Raw genomic sequence first — 20,957 nt, forward strand, 5'->3', positions numbered from 1 at the left:
TGGTATTCATTTTTCGTCCGAAGACGTTAAGAATCCATGTCACTTTGAGTGCCCACACAGATTGTCTGATAAATTGTTAAAGAGCAGTTGCGACGCGCTTTAGCGCTCTGTCGCGAGGTGGCGTATATTACGCTTTCCTCTTTCAGAGTCAACCCTGAATTTCAGAATTTTTTCCCTGCCGACCCGACTTAATCTGTGAACTCGTTCACATTCGCCGTGTCAGTGGGAGCGCATTATAGGGAGTTTTGTTTGTATGGCAAGTCTTAAAATACAAAAAACTTATCAAGCGCTCATTATTTGAACTCTGGCACTCTTCCCTTCACGGCCTGTAAAGGCAACAACTCAGCATTCATGCGGCTTACAGCGTCATTCAGGCGAAAGGGCCACGACGGTAAAAAAAGCGTTGTGGCGATGGCCGCCCTCCCCTTTGCTTATCTTTCTTTATGCAACTCGCCCTGCAGCCGCCGCAGATGGCGGTTTAAGCAGCAGTATTGACGCATGACAAGGCGCCCATAACCGACACCTTTCTATAATCAGGCCCGTTTCTACATGACTGGTGTGAATCTATGGCTTATCAACTCAATATTAACTGGCCCGAGTTTTTAGAGAAGTACTGGCAAAAGCGGCCGGTAGTGTTAAAGAATGCTTTCCCGGACTTCGTTGACCCAATTACTCCGGACGAGCTAGCGGGTCTGGCCATGGAACCGGAGGTCGACAGTCGGCTGGTGAGCCTCGTTGACGATCGCTGGCAGGCCAGCAACGGGCCGTTTGAACATTTTGACGGTCTGGGCGAGACCGGCTGGTCGCTGCTGGCGCAGGCGGTGAACCACTGGCATATGCCGGCCGCCGAGCTGGTCCGCCCGTTCCGCGTCCTGCCGGACTGGCGTTTAGACGATCTGATGATCTCATTCTCGGTCCCCGGCGGCGGCGTTGGTCCGCATATCGACCAGTATGACGTCTTTATTATTCAGGGGATGGGCAGCCGCCGCTGGCGCGTTGGCGACAAGCTACCGATGCGTCAGTTCTGCCCACATCCGGCGCTCCTGCATTTCGATCCGTTCCCGCCGATTATCGACGAAGACCTCGCGCCTGGCGACATCCTCTATATTCCACCGGGATTCCCGCACGACGGCGTCACCCACGAAACGGCGCTGAACTACTCCGTCGGCTTCCGGGGCCCGAACGGCCGCGATCTGCTCAGCAGCTTTGCCGACTACGCGCTGGAAAACGATCTTGGCGGCGAGCACTACAGCGATCCGGATCTCAGCTGTCGCGAACATCCGGGCCGGGTAGAAGAGTATGAACTCGAACGCCTGCGCACGATGATGATCGACATGATTAACCAGCCGGAAGACTTTAAGCAGTGGTTCGGCCGTTTCGCCACCACCCCGCGCCATGAGCTCGATATCGCCCCGGCGGAACCGCCGTATGGCGAGGAAGAGGTGGTGGATGCGCTGAGCGGCGGCGAAAAGCTATGCCGCCTGAGCGGGTTGCGGGTTCTGCATATCGGCGACAGCTTCTTTGTCAACAGCGAACGGCTGGAAACCCGCGATGCCCACGCGCTGGACGCCCTGTGCCGGTTCACCACGCTGGGCAAGGATGAGCTGGGCGACGCGCTGCACAACCCGGCTTTTGTCGCTGAGCTGGTGCGCCTGATCAACCAGGGTTACTGGTACTTCGAAGAGTAATCCTCCCCCGCAAGCCTGGCCAGCCCCGGCTTGCGCCACTCCTCACCCCTGTTTTGGCAACGTCATGATAAAGCGCGTGGAGCGCGCATCGGACTCTACCCCCACGCTGCCGTGATGCGCGGTCACAATCGACTTCACGATGGCCAGCCCGATGCCGCTCCCCTCTCCCTTGCGCTGCCGGGAGGGGTCGACGCGATAGAAGCGGTCAAACAACCGGGGTAAATGCTCGGCGGCAATCGGCATACCGGGGTTTTCCACCACCAGCCGCACCAGGCCTTCGCTTTCGCGCAGATGCAGGGTGACCGTCTGCTGGCGCGGGGTATAGCGAATGGCGTTTGATAGCAAGTTACTGATTGCCCGGCGCAGCATTAACGGGTCGCCACTCACCCGGCATGCGCTGCCGCTAAAGCGCAGCGTTACCTCTTTCTCCTCCGCCCAGGCTTCAAAGAAGTCGAACACTTTACTTACCTCATCGGCGAGGTCCAGCGCTTGCTGCTCGGGGATCAGCTGGTTATTGTCCGCCTGCGCCAGAAACAGCATATCGCTCACCATCCTCGACATTCGCGAGAACTCTTCCAGACTGGAGTACAGCACATCCTCCAGCTCCTTCTGGCTGCGGGTCTGGCTGAGGGCGATTTCGGTTTGCGTCACGAGATTGGTAATCGGCGTGCGGATCTCATGGGCAATATCGGCGGAAAAATTCGCCTGACGGGTAAACACATCCTCAATCCGCTCCAGCATATGGTTAAAGGAGAGCGCCAGCCGCTCCAGCTCTACCGGCACATTCTCAGGATTTAAGCGCACATCGAGATCTCTGGAGGTGATGTTCTGAATCTGGCGGCTGATCTGACGGATTGGCTTGTGCCCCTGATACACCACCAGCAGCACAATAAAGATAATAAGGATGCTGATAATCGACGCCGCCGAGATCAGCTTCACCTTCAGCTCATTAATATAGTGCAGATGAAAGTCGATCGATAAGGCCATCAACAGGCGGTAAGTCGGCTGGCCATCCGCCTGCTTGCCAAGCGGCAGCATAATCAGGCGCCAGGCGCGGGTCCGCATGCTGTGGTTATCATGCGTCATCGTCCGCGGATGCGGGTCGCTCCACGAAATTACATTCCCGTCCTGCAGCTGGCTCGCCATCCCGGGGGTGCTGATGATATGGCTGAGATCCGGGCCGTCAGGCGACTGGAAAAGCACCGTGCCGTTGGCATCAGCAAGGCAGATAAAGACGTTGGCGTAGCCCTCAATCACGCTCTTTAATATTGCCAGCCGCTGGGGCTGCGCTTCGTCGCCGCGATCGAGCACGGTTTCAAGCGTGGTGGCGAGCTGCTTTAGATCGTGAACATCACGCTCTTCAAAGTGCGCTTTTACCGAGTTGATCATGATCCAGGTGAAAGCAAAGAACGCGACGATCGTCGCCAGGCTGATAAAGAAGGTCAGCCGGGTCGCCAGCGAAAAAGGCCGCGAAAAGCGCTTATTCGCCATCCGGCACCTCGAGCATATAGCCCACGCCGCGCACGGTCTGGATCAGCTTCGGTACAAAATCATTATCTATTTTGCCCCGTAGCCGTTTGACCGCCACGTCAATGGCGTTGGTGTCGCTGTCAAAATTCATATCCCAGACCTGGGAGGCGATCAGCGACCGGGGCAACACCTCCCCCTGGTGGCGCAGAAAGAACTCCAGCAGGGTGAACTCTTTGCTGGTCAGGGTGATACGCACTCCCCCGCGGGTAACTTTGCGGCTCACCAGATCGACGAATAAATCCGCCGCCTGAAACTGGCTTTCGACAATCACCGACGCGCCGCGCCGCAGCAAGGTCCTCACCCGCGCCAGCAGTTCGGCAAAAGCAAACGGCTTCACCAGATAATCGTCCGCCCCCAGCTCCAGCCCCTTCACCCGATGCTCCACCGTACCCAGCGCGGTCAGCAGCAGAATCGGCATGCCTTTGTCGGCGGTACGCAGCATTCTGACAATATCCCAGCCGTTCACATCCGGCAGCATGATATCGAGAATCAGCAGGTCATAATCGCTGGTCATCGCCAGGTGATAGCCGTTCAGGCCGTTATCGGCCAGGTCAACGACAAAACCGGCTTCCGTCAGCCCTTTGGTCAGGTACTCACCGGTTTTCCTCTCATCTTCGACGATCAAAATCTTCATGACTTGCTCCTTCACGCGCCTTTTGTGCGGGTTTTCAATTCTAGAGGAGCCGGACCGGATGGCAATGCATTATCAGGAAAATGACAGCTTTGTCATTTTCCTGTCACGCGTCGAACAGAGGCCATTTTGTAAAGTACCCGCCATCCATCGTTCGCCGAAAATGTCCTGCCCTATGCGCCCATTACAGCTCATCACGCTCAGCGTTATTTTTGTTCTGACCGGCTGCCTCTCGTTGGCGCCGGAGTACCAGCAGCCGGCTTCACCGGTGCCGCAGCAGTTCTCTCTCAGCCAGAACAAACTGGTGGCGATGCCCGCCGGCTATCAGGATAGCGGCTGGCGGACGTTTTTCGTCGACCCGCAGGTGAAGTCGCTGATTAGCGAGGCGCTGCTCAATAACCGGGATCTGCGCATGGCGGCTCTCAACGTTCAGGAAGCGAGAGCGCAATATGGCGTCACCGACGCCGACCGCTATCCGCAGCTTAATAGCGCCGCCAGCGCGACCCGCAGCGGCGGGCTGCAAGGCGATAGCGCCACCACCAGCGACTATCAGGCCGGGCTTAATCTTAGTTTTGATCTTGATTTCTTTGGCCGCCTGAAGAATTTGAGCGAAGCGGACCGGCAAAACTATTTCGCCAGCGAGGAAGCCCGCCGGGCGGTGCATATCTTATTGGTCGCCAACGTCTCGCAGAGCTATTTCAACCAGCGCCTGGCCTGGGCGCAGCTGCAGGTGGCCCGCGAAACATTGCGCAACTACCAGCGTTCCTATGCGTTTGTGGAGCAGCAGCTGCAGACCGGCAGCACCAGCGTACTGGCGCTGGAGCAGGCCCGCGGGGTGATTGAAAGCACCCGCGGCGATATTGCCAGACGTGAAGGCGAGCTGGCGCAGGCCAACAACGCCCTGCAGCTGCTGCTGGGGAGCTATCGGCATCTGCCGGATGACGCCGCCAGCAGCCTGCTGGATATCAACGGCGTCACCCTCCCGCCCGCGCTCTCTTCGCAGATCCTGTTGCAGCGCCCGGATATTTTAGAGGCCGAACATCGCTTACGGGCGGCGAATGCCAATATTGGCGCCGCCCGCGCAGCGTTTTTCCCGTCGATCTCCTTAACCAGCTCGCTATCCGCCGACAGCACCGATTTATCCCGCCTGTTTAACCCTGCCAGCGGGATGTGGAACTTCGTCCCCAGCATCGAGCTGCCGATATTTAATGCTGGGCGTAATCAGGCTAACCTCGATCTCGCCGAAATCCGCCAGCAGCAGTCGATCGTGAACTACGAGCAAAAAATTCAGAACGCGTTTAAAGAGGTCGCCGACGCGCTGGCCCTGCGTCAGAGCCTGGCCGGGCAGATCGACGCTCAGCAGCGCTATCTCGCCTCCCTGCAGATTACGCAGCAGCGCGCCAGGACGCTCTACCAGAACGGCGCGGTGAGCTACATCGAAGTGCTGGATGCCGAACGTTCGCTGTTCGCCACGCAGCAAACCCTGCTGGATCTCAACTACGCCCGTCAGGTTAACGAAATCAACCTGTTCACCGCCCTGGGCGGCGGCTGGGCGGAATAACCCACATGCACCATCAGGAGTATTAATCATGAATACTGTCGCTAAAACGGTCATTTTCGGTCTTCTTGTTGCCGCGCTGTCTGGCGCACAGGCCGCTGAACATCAGCATGACGCAATGATGCACAGCGCGCCCGCCGCGCAGCAGACGCCGGCCATCAGCGCGACCGGTGAAGTTAAAGCCATTGATCTGGAGAACAAAAAGGTCACCATCGCCCATGAAGCGATCCCGGCGGTGAACTGGCCGCCGATGACCATGCGCTTCACCCTCACTCCGCAAACGCCGCTCAAGAATATTAAAGCCGGCAGCAAGGTCGCCTTCACCTTTATTCAGCAGGGCAACCTCTCTTTATTACAGGACATTCATCTCGCGCAATAGCCGCTTACGGAGATAACCCCCAATAACATCAGAATGGATAGAGCTATGGCGTCTTTAACACTCAAAAACGGTGCGCTGATCCTCAGCAGTATGCTGATTGGCGGTCTGATCTCCGCGAGCCTGTACGCGTATTTTTCGCCTCCCGCCGCCGGGAGCGCCGCCCCGGGCGCCGGACAAGAAGCACGTAAGGTGCTGTTCTGGTATGACCCGATGTACCCCAATACCCGTTTTGATAAGCCGGGAAAATCGCCCTTTATGGATATGGACCTGGTGGCGAAATACGCCGATGAAGCGCCAGCCTCCGCTTCCGCGCCGGGGGTGCGGATCGACCCGACGCAAACCCAAAACCTGGGCGTAAAAACCGAACCCGTACGCCGCGGTCCGCTGCATTTCTCCCGGCGCTTTCCGGCAAACGTCAGCTTTAACGAATATCAGTTTGTGATTGTGCAGGCGCGCGCGGCAGGCTTTATCGATCGGGTCTATCCGCTGACCGTCGGAGACAAAATCAACAAAGGCACGCCGCTTGTCGACCTGACCATTCCGGACTGGGTCGAAGCGCAGAGCGAATACTTACTGCTGCGGGATACCGGCGGAACCGCCACTCAGGTCGAGGGGATCCTTGAGCGCCTGCGCCTCGCCGGGATGCCGGAAGAAGATATTCGCCGTTTAAAGGCCACGCGCCGGATTCAGACCCGTTTCACCCTCAAAGCGCCGATCGACGGCGTAATCACCGCCTTTGATTTACGCAGCGGTATGAACATCGCCAAAGATAACGTGGTGGCGAAAATTCAGGGCATGGATCCGGTATGGATCAGCGCCGCGGTACCGGAATCCATCGCCTGGCTGCTTAAAGACCCCTCGCAGTTTGCGGTTTCGGTCCCGGCGTGGCCCGGTAAAACTTTCACCATCAGCAAATGGACCCTTCTGCCCAGCGTGGACGCCGCCACCCGCACGCTGCAGCTGCGCCTGCAGGTAGAGAACCCTGACGAGGCGCTCAAGCCGGGGATGAACGCCTGGCTCCAGCTCAACGCGCAAAGCCAGCCGATGCTGCTGATCCCATCCAAAGCGCTGATCGATACCGGTACGGAGCAGCGGGTGATCGTTGTCGACAGCGACGGGCGCTTCGTGCCGAAACGCATCGACGTGTTTCAGCAAGCCGGTGAAATGACCGCAGTCAGCGCCGGCATCAGCGAAGGCGACAAGGTGGTCGCCAGCGGCCTGTTCCTGATTGATTCCGAAGCCAATATTTCCGGCGCCCTGGATCGCATGCGCGCGCAGACGCCGTCGCCGGCGACGCGCGCCATGGCGGAACCCGTGGCGCACGCCCACTGAGGAGATGACAGATGATTGAATGGATTATTCGTCGCTCGGTGGCCAACCGCTTGCTGGTGATGATGGGCGCGCTGTTTCTCAGCATCTGGGGGGCATGGACAATAGTGAACACCCCGGTCGACGCCCTGCCGGATCTCTCCGATGTGCAGGTGATCGTTAAGACCAGCTACCCGGGTCAGGCGCCGCAAATCGTTGAGAACCAGGTCACCTGGCCGCTGACCACCACGATGCTGTCGGTGCCGGGAGCGAAAACGGTGCGCGGCTTCTCGCAGTTTGGCGACTCCTACGTGTTCGTGATTTTTGAAGATGGCACCGATCCGTACTGGGCGCGCTCCCGGGTACTGGAGTACCTCAATCAGGTGCAGAGCAAGCTACCGGCGGGGGTCAGCGCCGAAATGGGGCCGGATGCGACGGGCGTCGGCTGGATCTATGAATATGCGCTGGTCGATCGCAGCGGTAAGCACGATCTCGCCGAGCTGCGCTCGCTGCAGGACTGGTTCTTAAAGTATGAGCTGAAAACCCTGCCTAACGTCTCGGAAGTGGCATCGGTGGGCGGGGTCGTCAAAGAGTATCAGATCGTCGTCGACCCGCTGAAGCTGGCCCAGTACGGCATCAGTCTGGCGGAGGTCAAATCGGCGCTGGAGACGTCTAATCAGGAAGCCGGCGGCTCTTCGGTTGAGCTGGCGGAAGCGGAGTATATGGTACGCGCCAGCGGCTATCTGCAAAGCCGCGACGACTTTAACAATATCGTCCTCAAAACCGGCGACGGCGGCGTGCCGGTATACCTGCGCGATGTCGCGCGGGTGCAGAGCGGCCCGGAAATGCGTCGCGGCATCGCCGAACTCAACGGCGAAGGCGAAGTGGCCGGCGGCGTGGTGATCCTGCGTTCCGGCAAGAACGCCCGCGACGTGATCTCCGCCGTCAAAGAGAAGCTGGATACCCTGCAAAGCAGCCTGCCGCCAGGGGTCGAGATCGTCACCACCTACGATCGCAGCCAGCTGATCGACCGGGCGATCGACAACCTCAGCCACAAACTGCTGGAAGAGTTTATCGTCGTGGCCCTGGTGTGCGCCCTGTTCCTGTGGCACATCCGCTCCGCGCTGGTGGCCATCATCTCCCTGCCGCTCGGCCTGTGTATCGCCTTTATCGTGATGCATTTCCAGGGGCTGAACGCCAACATCATGTCGCTGGGCGGCATCGAAATCGCCGTGGGAGCCATGGTTGACGCCGCCATCGTGATGATCGAAAACGCCCATAAGCGGCTGGAGGAGTGGCAGCACCATCACGCCGGGCAGACGCCGGGCAACGAGACGCGCTGGAAGATTATTACCGATGCCTCGGTGGAGGTCGGCCCGGCGTTGTTTATCAGCCTGCTGATTATCACCCTGTCGTTTATCCCGATCTTCACGCTCGAAGGGCAGGAAGGGAAACTGTTTGGCCCGCTCGCCTTTACTAAAACCTGGTCGATGGCGGGGGCGGCGCTGCTGGCGATCGTGGTGATCCCGATCCTGATGGGTCTGTGGATCCGCGGCCGAATCCCGGCGGAAACCAGCAATCCGCTCAACCGTTTTTTGATCCGCATTTACCATCCTTTATTGCTGAAGGTGCTGCACTGGCCGAAAACCACGCTGCTGGTCGCCGCCCTGTCGATCCTGACCATCATCTGGCCGTTAAACCGGGTCGGCGGCGAGTTCCTGCCGCAGATCAACGAAGGCGATCTGCTGTATATGCCCTCGACGCTGCCGGGAATCTCGGCCGCGCAGGCGGCGGATATGCTGCAGAAGACCGATAAGCTGATCATGACCGTGCCGGAAGTGGCCCGCGTGTTTGGCAAGACCGGTAAGGCGGACACCGCCACCGATTCCGCGCCGCTGGAGATGGTCGAAACCACTATTCAGCTCAAGCCGCAATCACAATGGCGGCCGGGGATGACCATGGAGAAGATTATCGCCGAGCTGGATAAGACCGTGCGCCTGCCGGGGCTGGCCAACCTGTGGGTACCGCCGATCCGCAACCGCATCGACATGCTCTCCACCGGGATCAAAAGCCCGATCGGCATTAAAGTCTCCGGCACGCGCCTCGCCGATATCGATGAGGCCGCTGAGCGGATCGAAGTCGTCGCCAGGACCGTACCGGGCGTGACCTCGGCGCTGGCGGAGCGCCTGGTGGGCGGGCGCTACCTCAATATCGATATCAACCGCGAGAAAGCCGCGCGCTACGGCATGACCGTGGGCGATGTACAGCTGTTTGTATCAACGGCTATCGGCGGCGCCATGGTGGGGGAAACGGTAGAGGGGGTCGAGCGTTATCCGATCAACATTCGCTATCCGCAAAGCTATCGCGACAGCCCGCAGAGCCTGCGCCAGCTGCCGATCCTGACGCCGCAGCAGCAGCAAATTACCCTTGGCGACGTGGCCGAAGTGAAAGTGGTCACCGGCCCGTCGATGCTGAAAACTGAGAATGCGCGGCCGGCAAGCTGGATCTACATCGACGCCCGCGGCCGCGACATGGTCTCGGTGGTACACGATCTGCAAAAGGCCATCACCCAGCAGGTGCAGCTCAAGCCGGGGGTCAGCGTAGCCTACTCCGGGCAGTTTGAGCTGCTGGAGCGCGCCAACCAGAAGCTGAAGCTGATGGTGCCGATGACGCTGATGATCATCTTCGTGCTGCTGTATCTGGCGTTCCGCCGCGTTGGCGAGGCATTGCTGATCATTACCAGCGTGCCCTTCGCCCTGGTGGGCGGCATCTGGTTCCTCTACTGGATGGGGTTTCATCTGTCGGTCGCCACCGGCACCGGGTTTATCGCGCTCGCCGGGGTGGCGGCGGAGTTTGGCGTGGTGATGCTGATGTACCTGCGCCACGCCATTGAAGCCGAGCCGTCGCTGGAAAACCCGCAGACCTTTAGCGCCGATAAGCTCGACGAGGCGCTATATCAGGGGGCGGTGCTGCGCGTGCGGCCAAAAGCGATGACCGTAGCGGTGATTATCGCCGGCCTGCTGCCTATTTTATGGGGCACCGGCGCGGGGTCGGAAGTGATGAGCCGTATTGCCGCCCCAATGATCGGCGGGATGATCACCGCCCCGCTGCTGTCGCTGTTTATCATTCCGGCGGCGTATAAGCTGATGTGGCTGTACCGTCACCGGCAGACGCGGAAATCGGCATCGTAGGCTGGCGGATAGCGGGAGGGCGCCAGCGCGGCGCCCTCTTTGATGCTTTCACCGCCGGGTTAGTGGTCCAGCCGCTTTTCATATTGCGCCTGAAACTGCGGCGCATTCCACATCCCGTCGAACAGGGTGTAGGTGATATAGCCCTTATTCAGCCAGCCGCTGTCGTTGTCTCCCGTCGTCGGCTCCAGCGATGCCGGGTTCATCGTCTGCTTCGCCGGGCTGACGCGTGGCGTTCAGCTTATCCACCACCGTCACCACGTAGTCCACCGCATCGGGCCAGTATTTATGCGTACTCGGCCACTTATTCTTCATCTCATCCTCCGTGAAGCGGTAGCCGATGCTGGCGGCAATGGCCGGAAAACCGTAGCGCAGCGCGCGGGCCGCGGCGCTGATGGTACCCGAGTTTACCTGAGCCATGCCGGTATTCGGGCCGTCATTCACTCCGGAGATCACCAGATCCGGCGCGGCGCCTTTCATGATGCCCCACAGACCGAAATCGACGGCATCCGCCGGCGTGCCCGGGAAGCAGTAGCGTTTGTCGGCGACTTTTTTAACCTCAAACGTTTTCCCCGGCCGGAAGGTAATCGCCGAGCCGATCCCGCTCTGGTTGGTTGCCGGCGCGACCAACCACACGTCATAGCCTTTGGCGGCCAGTTTGTCCTGTAACGAGGTGGTGCCAACGGACTGGCAGCCATCGTCGTTCACCAGCAGAATTTTCAGCGGTTTTTGCGCAGAGTGCGCGGAGGCGGCCAGCAGGGTAAACAGTGCGGCGGCGAGGATTTTGATTTTCATTAAGACTCCTTGGTCAGCATCAGAGATATTTCTTTGGCGCAAAAAAAAACCTAAGGCCCCTGGGCGCACATTCACTTGCGCCGGGGGCCTTAGGTTTTGCCTGCGTTCAGTCACAATCCCAGGATGCAGGGAAAATACTCCGCTATGGGAAAACAATCCAGAGGGCACAGGCTTATTATGTGACTATGGTCAACAACATCAATTATTTCAGCGCCAAAAAATCAGGCTACATCAGAATATTTCCCGACCAATAAACCCACCCCATTTACAACATCCTTTAACATCTTTCAGTCACCATAACGGCTTGCCCGAGAGATTATTTTCAGCATATTTCACGCCATGAGAAAGATCACAATTATTAATACCAACACAAATAACCCTTGTTTTTCTTCAGGCAACGTGAAAAAGTTTCCCGTACTGGATTGTTACTGTTTTCGACACAGGCAAAACCTACGCCATAGATTCCGGCTGTATCGTGCTATTGATGCCGCCCGGAACGAATGACGTAGGTTTTTTTTTGGCTTTAAAATAATAAGACAGCGAGAACAATATGTATAATAAATGGTTAGCAGCAATCATGATAGTCGCCAGCGTGGCGACCTGTTCAGCGGCAGAGATGAGCCATGACGACACGGTTAATCTCTATTTCGCCCGGCATGGCAAAACGCTTTTAAATACCTTCGATCGCGTACAGGGATGGGCTGACTCTCCGCTGACTGAAGACGGCGTCCGCGTCGCCCGTTATCTTGGCGAGGGCCTAAAAGAGATTCAGTTCGACCGTTTTTATTCCAGCGATGCCGGGCGGCAGCGGGAAACCATGGCCGTGATCCTGCAACAGGCCGGGGTGAAAGAGTATCGCCTCAACGAGCTTCCGGGCCTGCGCGAAGCGTTTTTTGGCGGTTTTGAAGGCGGCTTCAATCAGGATATGGCCGCCGCCGGGGCGAAACAGCTGGGGTTAAAAGACTCCGCCGCCCTGTTCAGCAGGATGAAGGCAGGCACCCTGCCGGTGGCTGAAAGCCAGAACGCGCTGGCCGCCGCCGACCCGAAAGGGATGGCGGAAAACTATCAGCAGGTGAAAAGCCGCACCCAGGCCGCACTGCATAGCATTGTCGAAAATGCCCTCGCCCACGGCGACAAAAACATCCTCGCGATTTCCTCCGGCACCGCAATACAAATCATGATTTCCGACCTGACTGACGATACCGCAAAAAATAAACCGCTGGCCAACGCCGCCGTCGTTAAGATTATCTATCACCAGGGGAAATATTCGGTCCCTGAGATCGGCACTATGAAATATATCGAAGCCGGCAAGCAGATTCTCGATCAAAAATAATTAAGCACTTAACTCTACTATTGCGCAGATAACCGGTGAATTAACGTCACCGGGTTCACTGCGTCTCATCTCTGGGGTGTATAATGAAACGCAATATGATTACCATACTACTGCTGGCGCTTCCGGCCTGCGTCCGGGCTGATAATAACCTCCCACAACCGGATATGGTCGACACGCTATTTGCCGATCCCTTTTTCAGCCAGTCACATATGGCGCTGTCGTTTAAAAACTACTGGAAATACCTGAAAGAAGACGAGACGGAACCGAAAAAAGTTCATAATGCCTGGGGTCAAGGGGTAGCCGTTGATTATCAGTCTGGTTACTTCGCCGATATAATCGGTTTCGATGCGACCTATTATGGGGCAATGAAGCTGGGCGCCAGCGATTATTTTAACTCGCGCGGCGTACTGTATAATGACGGTACCGGGAATAAAAAGAGCAACGCCGAAGGCTTTTCCAAGTTTGGTCAGCGTAACGTGAAGCTGAAATATCAGCTAAATGATGTCAACGTCAATGCCCGCTGGGGCTGGCAGATGCTGAAAAACGTTGGCGTTATCTCCACTTCGACGCGCCTGTCACCCACCACCTATCTCGGCTGGAGCGGTGGCGTCAACTACGGTGAGCTGACCCTGCGCGGCGCCTATATTGAGCGGGCGATGGAACGCAACTCCCCGGATCAACAACGCTTCCAGAGCGCAACCGGTCACTACATCAACCATATCGCCAGCGGCGATGTGCTGTGGCAAAACGATATTCTGAATCTGCAGTATGGCTATGGTGAAAGCGATAATTACCTGCGCCGCCATGTGCTGTTCACCAGCATCAAACCGCTAAAGCCGCTCACCATCGGCACGCAGATTTATGCCACACATGCTTTGGATGAATACAAGGCCATGCCGGCGAATAAGCGCGACTTCGACAGCGATGCCCGACATTACGCCATTGACCTGAAGTGGCAGGCCGACCGCTGGAGCAGCAAATGGGGCCTCGGCTATACCGATGCCGAAAAGGCGCATGAGGTGGGCTTCTATCCCCGGCATATGAGCAAAAACTCGCGCGGGACCTTTATTTCGATGGCCTACGCCGGAAACGACTACATGCGCGACGGTGAGCTGGTACTGGCCAACATTTCAGACTACAACCTGACGCCGGAGCTGGCGGTTGGCCTGACGGGAAACATTGCGCAGTTCAGTTACAAAGGCAACCACGTGCGCAGCGGCGAAATCAATGCCTTCAGCCGCTGGGTCCCCACGCACCCGAAGCTGAAGAACCTGACCGTCTGGGCGATGTTCGGGCCGGGCTGGTCCTATCGGATGAACGGCAAAACGCCGGTGCTGAACGATGGCCGCTATATCCGCGCCCATTCGCTCTCTTCAGAGGTGATCATCGAGTATAAATTTAATCTGTTCTGAGAAACCATGCCGCCGCCGTTTATCCCTGCGGCGGCGCGGCGGCTGACGCTTCCCCCGCCCGCCGCCACTCTGTGAGCCAGGCGCAGAGCATATCGGCCATTGCCTCTGAGAACGCCCGTATCTCGTCTGCCGTACGCGGGCTGCCCGAGAAGCCGCTGCCGACGGAGCTCAGGGTGGTGGTCAGCAGTTCAGCGGCCAGATGACGCTTCTCTTCTGCGGCCTGCGGCAGCACCTCGTGGATAAAGCGATGAAAGATAGCCTCGCCGGTTGCCCGACTCTCTTCGGCCTCCGGCGCATCGCGGTACAGCGGCGCGGCATCGTTAAGCGCCTGGCGCAGGCCCGCCTCCGCACATTCGGAACGAATAAACGCATGCACCAGCGCGCGTAGCCTGGCGAGCGGCGGCTGACTTTGATTTTCGAGGATTTCCGTCAGCATCGCCGTCGTCTGCTGCCATTCATCGCTCTGTAAACGAAAGAGGATCGCCGCTTTATTCGGGAAGTATTGATACACCGACCCCACGCTGACGCCCGCCTTCTCCGCCACCCGCGCGGTGGTAAAACGCGCCGCCCCTTCCTGCTGTAAAACCTGAAGCGCGGCCTGGATGATGGCGGCAACCAGCTCCGTTGAACGCGCCTGGCGCGGCTTTTTTCTTATGGAAATGAGTGACCTGGATTGACCTGACATAGCACGTTCTTCCCCTGTCTGAATGCGAATAGTTAATGCGAATGATTCGTCGTATTCTTAAAAAGATGACGAATCATTCGCATTTTAACCCGAAACGGCAATCCAATCATTCAGAAGGGCTTTTTATGTCAACCACCCTGACAGCCGCGCCGCTGGCTGCACTCTTAGAACGGCTGTTCAAACAGGCGGATAGCGCCGCCAGCACCAGCTTATCCGGCCTCTCCCGCGCCGACCGCGAACGGATGATGAGCAGCAAAACCGAATATCTGGCGCTTTACGGCCAGCTGAAAGATCTCTGGCTACCGGTCACCCGCGAGACAGGCGCTCTGCTGTATATGCTGGCGCGCAGCGCCCGGGCGCAGCATATCGTCGAGTTCGGCACCTCGTTTGGCATCTCGGCGCTGCACCTCGCGGCGGCGCTGAAGGACAACGGCGGCGGCCTGCTGATTACCAGCGAGTTCGAGCCGGGTAAAGTCGCGAAAGCGCGTGCGCATCTGCAGGAAGCAGGGCTCGACGCTTTGGTTGAGGTACGTGAAGGCGACGCCCTGCAGACGCTGGCCGACAATCTGCCGGAGACGATCGATATGGTACTGCTGGACGGAGCCAAAGCGCTGTATCCCGACATTCTGGCGCTGCTGGAGAGCCGCCTGCGCCCTGGCGCAACGATCGTCGCCGATAACGCAGATTACAGCGCCGAATATCTGAACTATGTGCGTAATCCGCAAAACGGCTACCTGTCCGTGCCCTTCGCCGACGATGTGGAAATATCGTTGCGCCTGGGGTGAACCATACGGCCGGTGGTGGCTCATTGCCGGCAGATTTTCCACCTTCTTAAACTCATCGATTCTATGACTGAAAAACTGAGCGCCTCCTCACCGGCGCTGAATGGCAGTGTGCCGCAGGTGAACAACGTATTTTTGACGCTGCTCCCCCTTGTGGCAGCCGTCTTTATTGGCTTTCTGATTATCGGGATGCAGCTGCCGGTACTACCGCTGCACCTGCACGGCACTCTGGGCATGAGCACGCTGGTCGTCGGGCTGGTTATCGGCTCGCAATTTGTTGCGGCGCTGCTCTCTCGCTCCTGGGCCGGCAACTTTGCCGATATACACGGCGCGAAGCGCGCCATGGCAATTGGCCTGCTGGTCACGGCCGCATCCGGGGTGCTGTATCTGCTGTCGCTGCTGTTTATTCACGCGCCGGTGACGTCGGTATGGATCCTGCTGGCCGGGCGTATCGTGCTGGCATTGGGCGAAAGCCTGCTGGTCACGGGGGCCATGGGCTGGGGTATTGGCCTGGTCGGCGCACGTCACGCCGGGAAGGTCATGTCCTGGAACGGGATTGCCATGTACGGCGCCTACGCGCTGGGCGCGCCGCTTGGCGTTGCCTTTAACGTCTGGGGCGGCTTCTTCGGCCTGTCGCTTGCCGTACTGCTGGTACCGTTTATTGCCCTGCTGATCATTGCCAAAGTCCGGGGCGTCGCACCGGTATCAGCGGCGAAAACGTCTATTTTCACGGTACTGAATGCCGTCTGGCAGCCAGGCCTCGGACTGGCGCTATGCAGCGTGGGCTTCGGGGTGATTGAAGCGTTTATCGCCCTGCTGTTTACCGCCCGTCACTGGGGCAACGCTTCCCTGGCTTTCACCGCCTTTGGCCTCGCTTTTATTATGGCGCGGATATTCTTTGGCCATTTACCCGATAAGCTGGGCGGCGCCCGTGTCGCGCTGGTATGCGTGATGATTGAAGCCCTTGGTCAGTTATTTATCTGGCGCGCCGATACGCTCTCTCTCGCCCTGCTGGGCGCCGCGCTGACCGGCTTTGGCTACTCGCTGGCCTTCCCCGGTTTTGGCGTCGAGGCCGTGCGCCGCGCCCCGCCGCAGACCCGTAGCCTGGCGATGGGCGCCTACGTCGCCTTCCTTGACGTCTCTTTGGCGATCACCGCGCCGCTGGCCGGGGCGTTGGCGGGGAAATGGGGGATCGGCAGCGTCTATCTTGCCGGGGCCATTGCCGTCTCGCTATCGGTCATTATGGCCCTGATCCTGCTTGCCGGACGCGGGAACCGGGAAAGCCTGCCGGGTTGATTGCGCACAAACGCAACCCAGCCCGCTGGCCGGGCGGCAGCCCCGATGCGGACTGCCGTCGGGCATCGATCGTCGCCGCTAACCTCGTCACGTGGGTCGGGAGAGCACCGCCGTTTTCGCGCTACGGTAGCGCAAATAGAGGTTATTCAGGATCAGCGCCGCGCCGGTCATGCACGCTCCGGTCATTTCCGCGGCCGTGGGTTTTACTCCCGTGATGGCGGAAAGAGAGAATGCGGTAAGGGGAACAATATCCATAAACAGCACGCCATTAAGCGGGGTGAGAATTTTATTGCCGATATTCCAGCACAGAATACCGACAAAGCCGGCAACGATCGCCGTATAAAAAACATGCGGAATAACAAACACCAGATCCCCCGGCGCAGGTACCGGCACCACGCCGATAATATACAACATGCCGTTCAGGACCAGGATACTGCTCATTCCCAGACAGGTGGTCATTGCCGTATATTTTAATGGCGACCAGTGCGCAAAAAAGGCGGCGCCCACCGTATAAATAACCCAACACAGCGCCCCCAGGATCATCAGCGCATTGGCAATATAGCCGGAAGGCGCATGGAACAGGCTACCGTACTGCCCTTTGGTAATCACGGTGATGACGCCAAAAAAGGAGAGCAGAATTAACCCGATGGAGATGGCGGGCGGCACCACCTTACGGATGACGCCATTGACCAGAATGCCGAGCATCGGCATGGTAGCCATCATAATCGACGCCGTGAGCGCCCCGCTCTTGCCGGCCATCTGCTGGCCTAAGAAGACCAGAAAGCCAAAGCCGACGAACCCCGCTGAGCCCAGTAGCCACGCCAGCCCCGCACGCTGCCCTTTGAGGCTGAACCCCTGGCGGCCCTCGCGGAGATAGAGCGCGAGCGCTAACGCCAGACCGGTAAACCCATAGCGCAGCGAGGTGAAAGTATAGGGGTCAGCGCGGGTCAGGGCGCTGGTCATAATCGGGAAAGTCGCGCCCCACGAAAGGGTGGCGATCAGGCAGCAGATGACGCCGGTAGAATACGCGTTGTTCATAGCGATATATCCGATAACATACTCCGCAACGCGATTTATCCCCGGTTGCAGAGAAACAAGAATGCGGCAGAGATAATCCGCGGTGACCGCTTATTTCAGCCAGCACCGTTATTCTGTGCTGGCGAAAAGTATTATTGCGATGATGATTTATTCCGTGGGTAATATTCCCGCTTTCGCCCAGTGCGTTTTGGGTATTTCAACAATCACCACCTCCACGCTCTCCGGTTTGCATTTTAAGGTTTCTACGGCCACCCGGGTGACTTCCCGGGCAAATTCGCGTTTTTGTTCAGGCGTACGGCCTGGCTGCATTTCTAAACGTAATACCGGCATATTTATCCTCTGCTATTAAGCGCCCCGGCTGGGGCCGACAAATTTATCTTTGCCGATACCGGAAGGAGAATAAATGTGTGTTAGGTTAATTGAATCAGAACCTACAGGTTGTTAATCATGGATAAACTTGCCGGAATGGAGATGTTTGTCAGGGTGGTCGAATGCGGGAGTTTTACCGCCGCGGCCGATGTCAGCGACGTATCGGCAACCATGGTCGCCAAGCAGATCCGCGCCATCGAACAACGGCTCGGCGCGCGTTTGCTGCACCGGACCACGCGCCGCCAGCAGCTTACCGAGGTCGGGCAGCTCTACTATGAGCGCTGCCGCCGCGTGCTGGCGGAGTTTTCCCTTGCCGAACATAGCGCCATGGAGCTGCAATCCACCCCCAAAGGGCTGGTGCAGATGGTCGCCCCGGTCAGTTTCGGCGGCCAGTTTCTGGTGCCGGCGCTGAGCGTCTACATGGCGCAGAATCCCGCCGTCAACGTCATGCTGACGCTGGATAACCAGGTGCCTAACTTAAGCCAGGGAAATTTTGAGCTCGGTATCCATGTCGGTGACGTCAGCCAGCCTGACGTCGTCGCCCGGCCGCTGCGTTCCTATCGCCGGATACTCGCCGCTTCCCCCGACTACATTCGCCAGCACGGGATGCCGGCACACCCTGATCAGCTGGGCAACTTCAGCTGTCTGGGGATTTCCTACTGGATTCATCAGGATCGCTGGGAGCTGATGGGTCCCGGGGGTGAAACCTTTAAGGCGCTGGTGAAGGGGCGCTTTATGTCTAATCAGGGCAACGCGCTGCGCATCGCCGCTCTCCACGGCTGTGGCATTGTGCTGCAGCCGGAATCCATGCTGATGGAGGATATCGCCCACGGCCGCCTGGTGCCGGTCCTGCCCGAGTGGTCATATAAACCGACGCCGATGTACCTGATTTACCAGCAGGATGCCCGCCCATCGGCCAAGCTGCGCAGCGTGATCGATTTTCTGGTTGAGCGCTTTGGGGCGGAACAGTCATAAAAGGGCCGCAGGCTGCACCATCCAGTTCGTCACTATCGACTTGCTGCCTGATGCAGGCTCTGCAGCGCCATACAGACGAGAGTCAACGGTATCTGCGTCAACACGGAGATTGGCTGGAATGGGGAGAAGGGAGAGTTACGGCATCATTTTGCCGCGCACGACCACTTTACCTGGTTTGCTTTCGGGATCGGTCACCCGGCGAATCGCCAAATTCAACGCCTGCCAGGCGATCTCCTGCAAATCATGCGACAGGCAGGGAAAATGGAAGCCGTAGATCCCGGCATGCGAAACTTCATCAATGCTAAACAAAGAGACCTGCTGTTTGAGATCCAGCTCATGTTCGAGACAGGCTTTGATAATCCCCAGCGAAATCTGGTTATTACAGCCGACGAAGAAATCCGGTGCCGGATTGTTCGCCAGCCAGCGGCTGGTCTCCTGCCAGGCAATATCCATAAAGAAGTCCGCATACAGCACTTCGAAAGATGCCACTTTTCCCAGCAGCGCCGCCTGCAGCCCCGTGACCCTTTCCCGGGCGACGTTGGAGTTTTCCGGCCCTGATACCACCACCACGCGCTGCGCTTTCTGCTCCAGCAGCCAACGCCCGGCCTGCAACCCGCAGTCAAGGTTATCAATATAGACCCCGCTGCAGTAGCGATCGTCCAGCTCCCTGTCCACCAGCACCACAGGAATATTGAGCATTTCCAGGCGATTGAGATACGGCGGCTGATACTGATGATCGTTGGAGATCACCGATAAAATGATCGCATCAACGTTATAACCAATCAGTTTTTCGATAATACGATCTTCGCTTTCCTGGGACTCATAGGAGTCAAACACCAGCGTGTCATAGCCCATCTTTTGCGCTTCCAGCGTGATCAACCGTGTCAGACCGCCAAAGAACGGGTTGGCCATATCAGGATTAACAATCCCGATGGTTTTACTGGTTTTTGCCCGCAGATTACGCGCAGCGGCATTGACGACGTAGCCAAGGCTGGCCGCCGTCTCGCGAATGCGCTGTAGCGTTTCCGGATGCACTTTATCCGGCTGAGAGAAAGCCCGAGAGGCGGTAATTTTACTGACGTTTGCCTGTGCGGCGACGCTTGCCAGCGTCGCCTTGCGTCCACGACCCACTGCCAAATGCAGCTCCTTAGTTAAATCATATCATTTTGTATCATTACGTCATCATGACAGAACTCTCACAAGGATGCTAACACTTTACTCCAGCCAGACGATTTACGCGCGGATCGGTAAAAATATCCAGCTCATCGCGGCTTTCAGAAGAAAATTCCGACACCACCGCTCCCTGTCCCCCGGCCTGGAACCAATGGCGGGTATTGGGGGCGATAGTATACTGCTCGCCCGGACGCAGCAAAATGTAACGATTGCAGGTATACCAAGGTTCACTGCCCTCCGGCACCCGACATATCGGCTCGCCACCGGCATCATTCGGCGTCAAATTCTCATCATCCACAAACAGGTACACCTCTCCCCAGCGGCAGCGGAACGTCTCCTGCTTCCCAGGCGTTCCGGCAAAAGGTGGATGCAAATGTTCCGGGCAAGTCTGGCGCGGAAACAGCACCAGCTCTTTCGCGCAGTAGCGCGGCGAGTTGATATACGTCAGCAGCTGCAGGCCGGACAAGGGATAATCAGGCAAGCCAAATGTAGCTATTTCAATGCGTTGCTTTTCATCCTCCGTCAAAACAATGTCAGCCAGCTGCAGGAAATGGTGTGTGCGTTGAACGGTATCGGTCGGTGTATTCATCGTATCCTCTGCGTTATAAACGGTATCGATAACACTGGTGACAGCATTAAACCCGCCATCCTCAGTTTTTTTCTGTGATCCGCATCGCTACTGGATGTTACACGCGACCATGGAAGTTAACATATTTCGAATATTTTTAACTTAAGTCACAGTTTTCACATTCCATTTACTCCAGGATCGTTGCATCAAAATGATACCGATACCATAAAAATGATTACACAGAGAGGG

Annotated in this window: 17 protein-coding genes and 1 pseudogene; 10 read left to right on the plus strand and 8 right to left on the minus strand. The window is 57.7% G+C overall.

Going from position 1 to position 20,957, the window contains the following annotated elements:
- The first annotated feature begins 566 nt into the window (after nucleotides 1-566).
- The gene (locus ACI2JR_RS22290) at nucleotides 567-1,688 is read left to right on the plus strand and encodes a JmjC domain-containing protein (protein WP_462479491.1); all 1,122 of its coding nucleotides are present in this window, start codon (nucleotides 567-569) and stop codon (nucleotides 1,686-1,688) included.
- A 42-nt stretch (nucleotides 1,689-1,730) separates the two neighbouring features.
- Here ACI2JR_RS22290 and ACI2JR_RS22295 read toward each other — a convergent pair whose 3' ends face one another.
- Both ACI2JR_RS22295 and ACI2JR_RS22300 read right to left on the minus strand, forming a co-directional pair.
- On the minus strand, nucleotides 1,731-3,179 hold the full coding sequence (locus ACI2JR_RS22295; RefSeq protein WP_462479492.1) for a Cu(+)/Ag(+) sensor histidine kinase: 1,449 nt from the start codon (nucleotides 3,177-3,179) through the stop codon (nucleotides 1,731-1,733).
- A complete protein-coding gene (locus tag ACI2JR_RS22300; RefSeq protein ID WP_462479493.1) occupies nucleotides 3,169-3,852 on the minus strand; it encodes a copper/silver response regulator transcription factor in 684 nt (227 codons plus the stop codon). Before ACI2JR_RS22300 ends, ACI2JR_RS22295 begins: the two co-directional genes overlap by 11 nt.
- A gap of 172 nt (nucleotides 3,853-4,024) precedes the next feature.
- Here ACI2JR_RS22300 and ACI2JR_RS22305 point away from each other — a divergent pair, with 172 nt between their 5' ends.
- The 4 genes from ACI2JR_RS22305 to ACI2JR_RS22320 are packed head-to-tail and all read left to right on the plus strand — an operon-like array spanning nucleotide 4,025 to nucleotide 10,285.
- The gene (locus ACI2JR_RS22305) at nucleotides 4,025-5,410 is read left to right on the plus strand and encodes an efflux transporter outer membrane subunit (RefSeq protein ID WP_462479513.1); all 1,386 of its coding nucleotides are present in this window, start codon (nucleotides 4,025-4,027) and stop codon (nucleotides 5,408-5,410) included.
- Nucleotides 5,411-5,438: 28 nt separating this feature from the next.
- Nucleotides 5,439-5,786, plus strand: coding sequence for a cation efflux system protein CusF (gene cusF, locus ACI2JR_RS22310; protein WP_132731501.1), 348 nt, complete (start codon nucleotides 5,439-5,441; stop codon nucleotides 5,784-5,786).
- 45 nt (nucleotides 5,787-5,831) lie between these two features.
- Nucleotides 5,832-7,118, plus strand: a complete 1,287-nt coding sequence (locus ACI2JR_RS22315) for an efflux RND transporter periplasmic adaptor subunit (RefSeq protein WP_462479494.1) — start codon at nucleotides 5,832-5,834, stop codon at nucleotides 7,116-7,118.
- A gap of 11 nt (nucleotides 7,119-7,129) precedes the next feature.
- On the plus strand, nucleotides 7,130-10,285 hold the full coding sequence (locus ACI2JR_RS22320; RefSeq protein ID WP_462479495.1) for a CusA/CzcA family heavy metal efflux RND transporter: 3,156 nt from the start codon (nucleotides 7,130-7,132) through the stop codon (nucleotides 10,283-10,285).
- Nucleotides 10,286-10,344: 59 nt separating this feature from the next.
- Here ACI2JR_RS22320 and surE read toward each other — a convergent pair.
- Nucleotides 10,345-11,077, minus strand: a pseudogene (surE, locus tag ACI2JR_RS22325) (5'/3'-nucleotidase SurE).
- Nucleotides 11,078-11,654: 577 nt separating this feature from the next.
- On the opposite strand from surE, the gene ACI2JR_RS22330 reads away from it, so the two are divergent.
- Both ACI2JR_RS22330 and ACI2JR_RS22335 read left to right on the plus strand, forming a co-directional pair.
- Nucleotides 11,655-12,410, plus strand: coding sequence for a histidine phosphatase family protein (locus ACI2JR_RS22330; protein WP_462479514.1), 756 nt, complete (start codon nucleotides 11,655-11,657; stop codon nucleotides 12,408-12,410).
- 83 nt (nucleotides 12,411-12,493) lie between these two features.
- Nucleotides 12,494-13,822, plus strand: coding sequence for an OprD family outer membrane porin (locus tag ACI2JR_RS22335; protein ID WP_462479496.1), 1,329 nt, complete (start codon nucleotides 12,494-12,496; stop codon nucleotides 13,820-13,822).
- A 19-nt stretch (nucleotides 13,823-13,841) separates the two neighbouring features.
- On the opposite strand, the gene ACI2JR_RS22340 is transcribed toward ACI2JR_RS22335, so the two are convergent.
- Nucleotides 13,842-14,507: a TetR family transcriptional regulator gene (locus ACI2JR_RS22340; RefSeq protein WP_462479497.1), complete on the minus strand. Its 666-nt coding sequence runs from the start codon at nucleotides 14,505-14,507 to the stop codon at nucleotides 13,842-13,844.
- A gap of 125 nt (nucleotides 14,508-14,632) precedes the next feature.
- Here ACI2JR_RS22340 and ACI2JR_RS22345 point away from each other — a divergent pair, with 125 nt between their 5' ends.
- Together ACI2JR_RS22345 and ACI2JR_RS22350 are read left to right on the plus strand one after the other, a co-directional pair.
- On the plus strand, nucleotides 14,633-15,292 hold the full coding sequence (locus tag ACI2JR_RS22345; protein ID WP_462479498.1) for an O-methyltransferase: 660 nt from the start codon (nucleotides 14,633-14,635) through the stop codon (nucleotides 15,290-15,292).
- 63 nt (nucleotides 15,293-15,355) lie between these two features.
- The gene (locus tag ACI2JR_RS22350) at nucleotides 15,356-16,585 is read left to right on the plus strand and encodes an arabinose transporter (RefSeq protein WP_132731508.1); all 1,230 of its coding nucleotides are present in this window, start codon (nucleotides 15,356-15,358) and stop codon (nucleotides 16,583-16,585) included.
- 87 nt (nucleotides 16,586-16,672) lie between these two features.
- Here the strand turns inward: ACI2JR_RS22350 and ACI2JR_RS22355 are convergent, their stop codons facing one another.
- The gene (locus tag ACI2JR_RS22355; RefSeq protein WP_132731509.1) at nucleotides 16,673-17,623 is read right to left on the minus strand and encodes a DMT family transporter; all 951 of its coding nucleotides are present in this window, start codon (nucleotides 17,621-17,623) and stop codon (nucleotides 16,673-16,675) included.
- 147 nt (nucleotides 17,624-17,770) lie between these two features.
- A complete protein-coding gene (locus ACI2JR_RS22360) occupies nucleotides 17,771-17,953 on the minus strand; it encodes a 4-oxalocrotonate tautomerase (RefSeq protein WP_132731510.1) in 183 nt (60 codons plus the stop codon).
- A gap of 117 nt (nucleotides 17,954-18,070) precedes the next feature.
- Here ACI2JR_RS22360 and ACI2JR_RS22365 point away from each other — a divergent pair, with 117 nt between their 5' ends.
- Nucleotides 18,071-18,967 carry a LysR family transcriptional regulator gene (locus ACI2JR_RS22365; protein WP_462479499.1) on the plus strand — a complete coding sequence of 299 codons (897 nt, stop codon included), beginning with the start codon at nucleotides 18,071-18,073 and terminating at the stop codon, nucleotides 18,965-18,967.
- A gap of 135 nt (nucleotides 18,968-19,102) precedes the next feature.
- Here the strand turns inward: ACI2JR_RS22365 and ACI2JR_RS22370 are convergent, their stop codons facing one another.
- Nucleotides 19,103-20,104 carry a LacI family DNA-binding transcriptional regulator gene (locus ACI2JR_RS22370; protein WP_462479500.1) on the minus strand — a complete coding sequence of 334 codons (1,002 nt, stop codon included), beginning with the start codon at nucleotides 20,102-20,104 and terminating at the stop codon, nucleotides 19,103-19,105.
- 70 nt (nucleotides 20,105-20,174) lie between these two features.
- Nucleotides 20,175-20,729, minus strand: coding sequence for a D-lyxose/D-mannose family sugar isomerase (locus ACI2JR_RS22375; protein WP_132731513.1), 555 nt, complete (start codon nucleotides 20,727-20,729; stop codon nucleotides 20,175-20,177).
- Between the last annotated feature and the right edge of the window lie 228 nt (nucleotides 20,730-20,957).

Source organism: Klebsiella sp. NPDC088457, from assembly GCF_044900465.1.
GTDB lineage: Bacteria > Pseudomonadota > Gammaproteobacteria > Enterobacterales > Enterobacteriaceae > Klebsiella.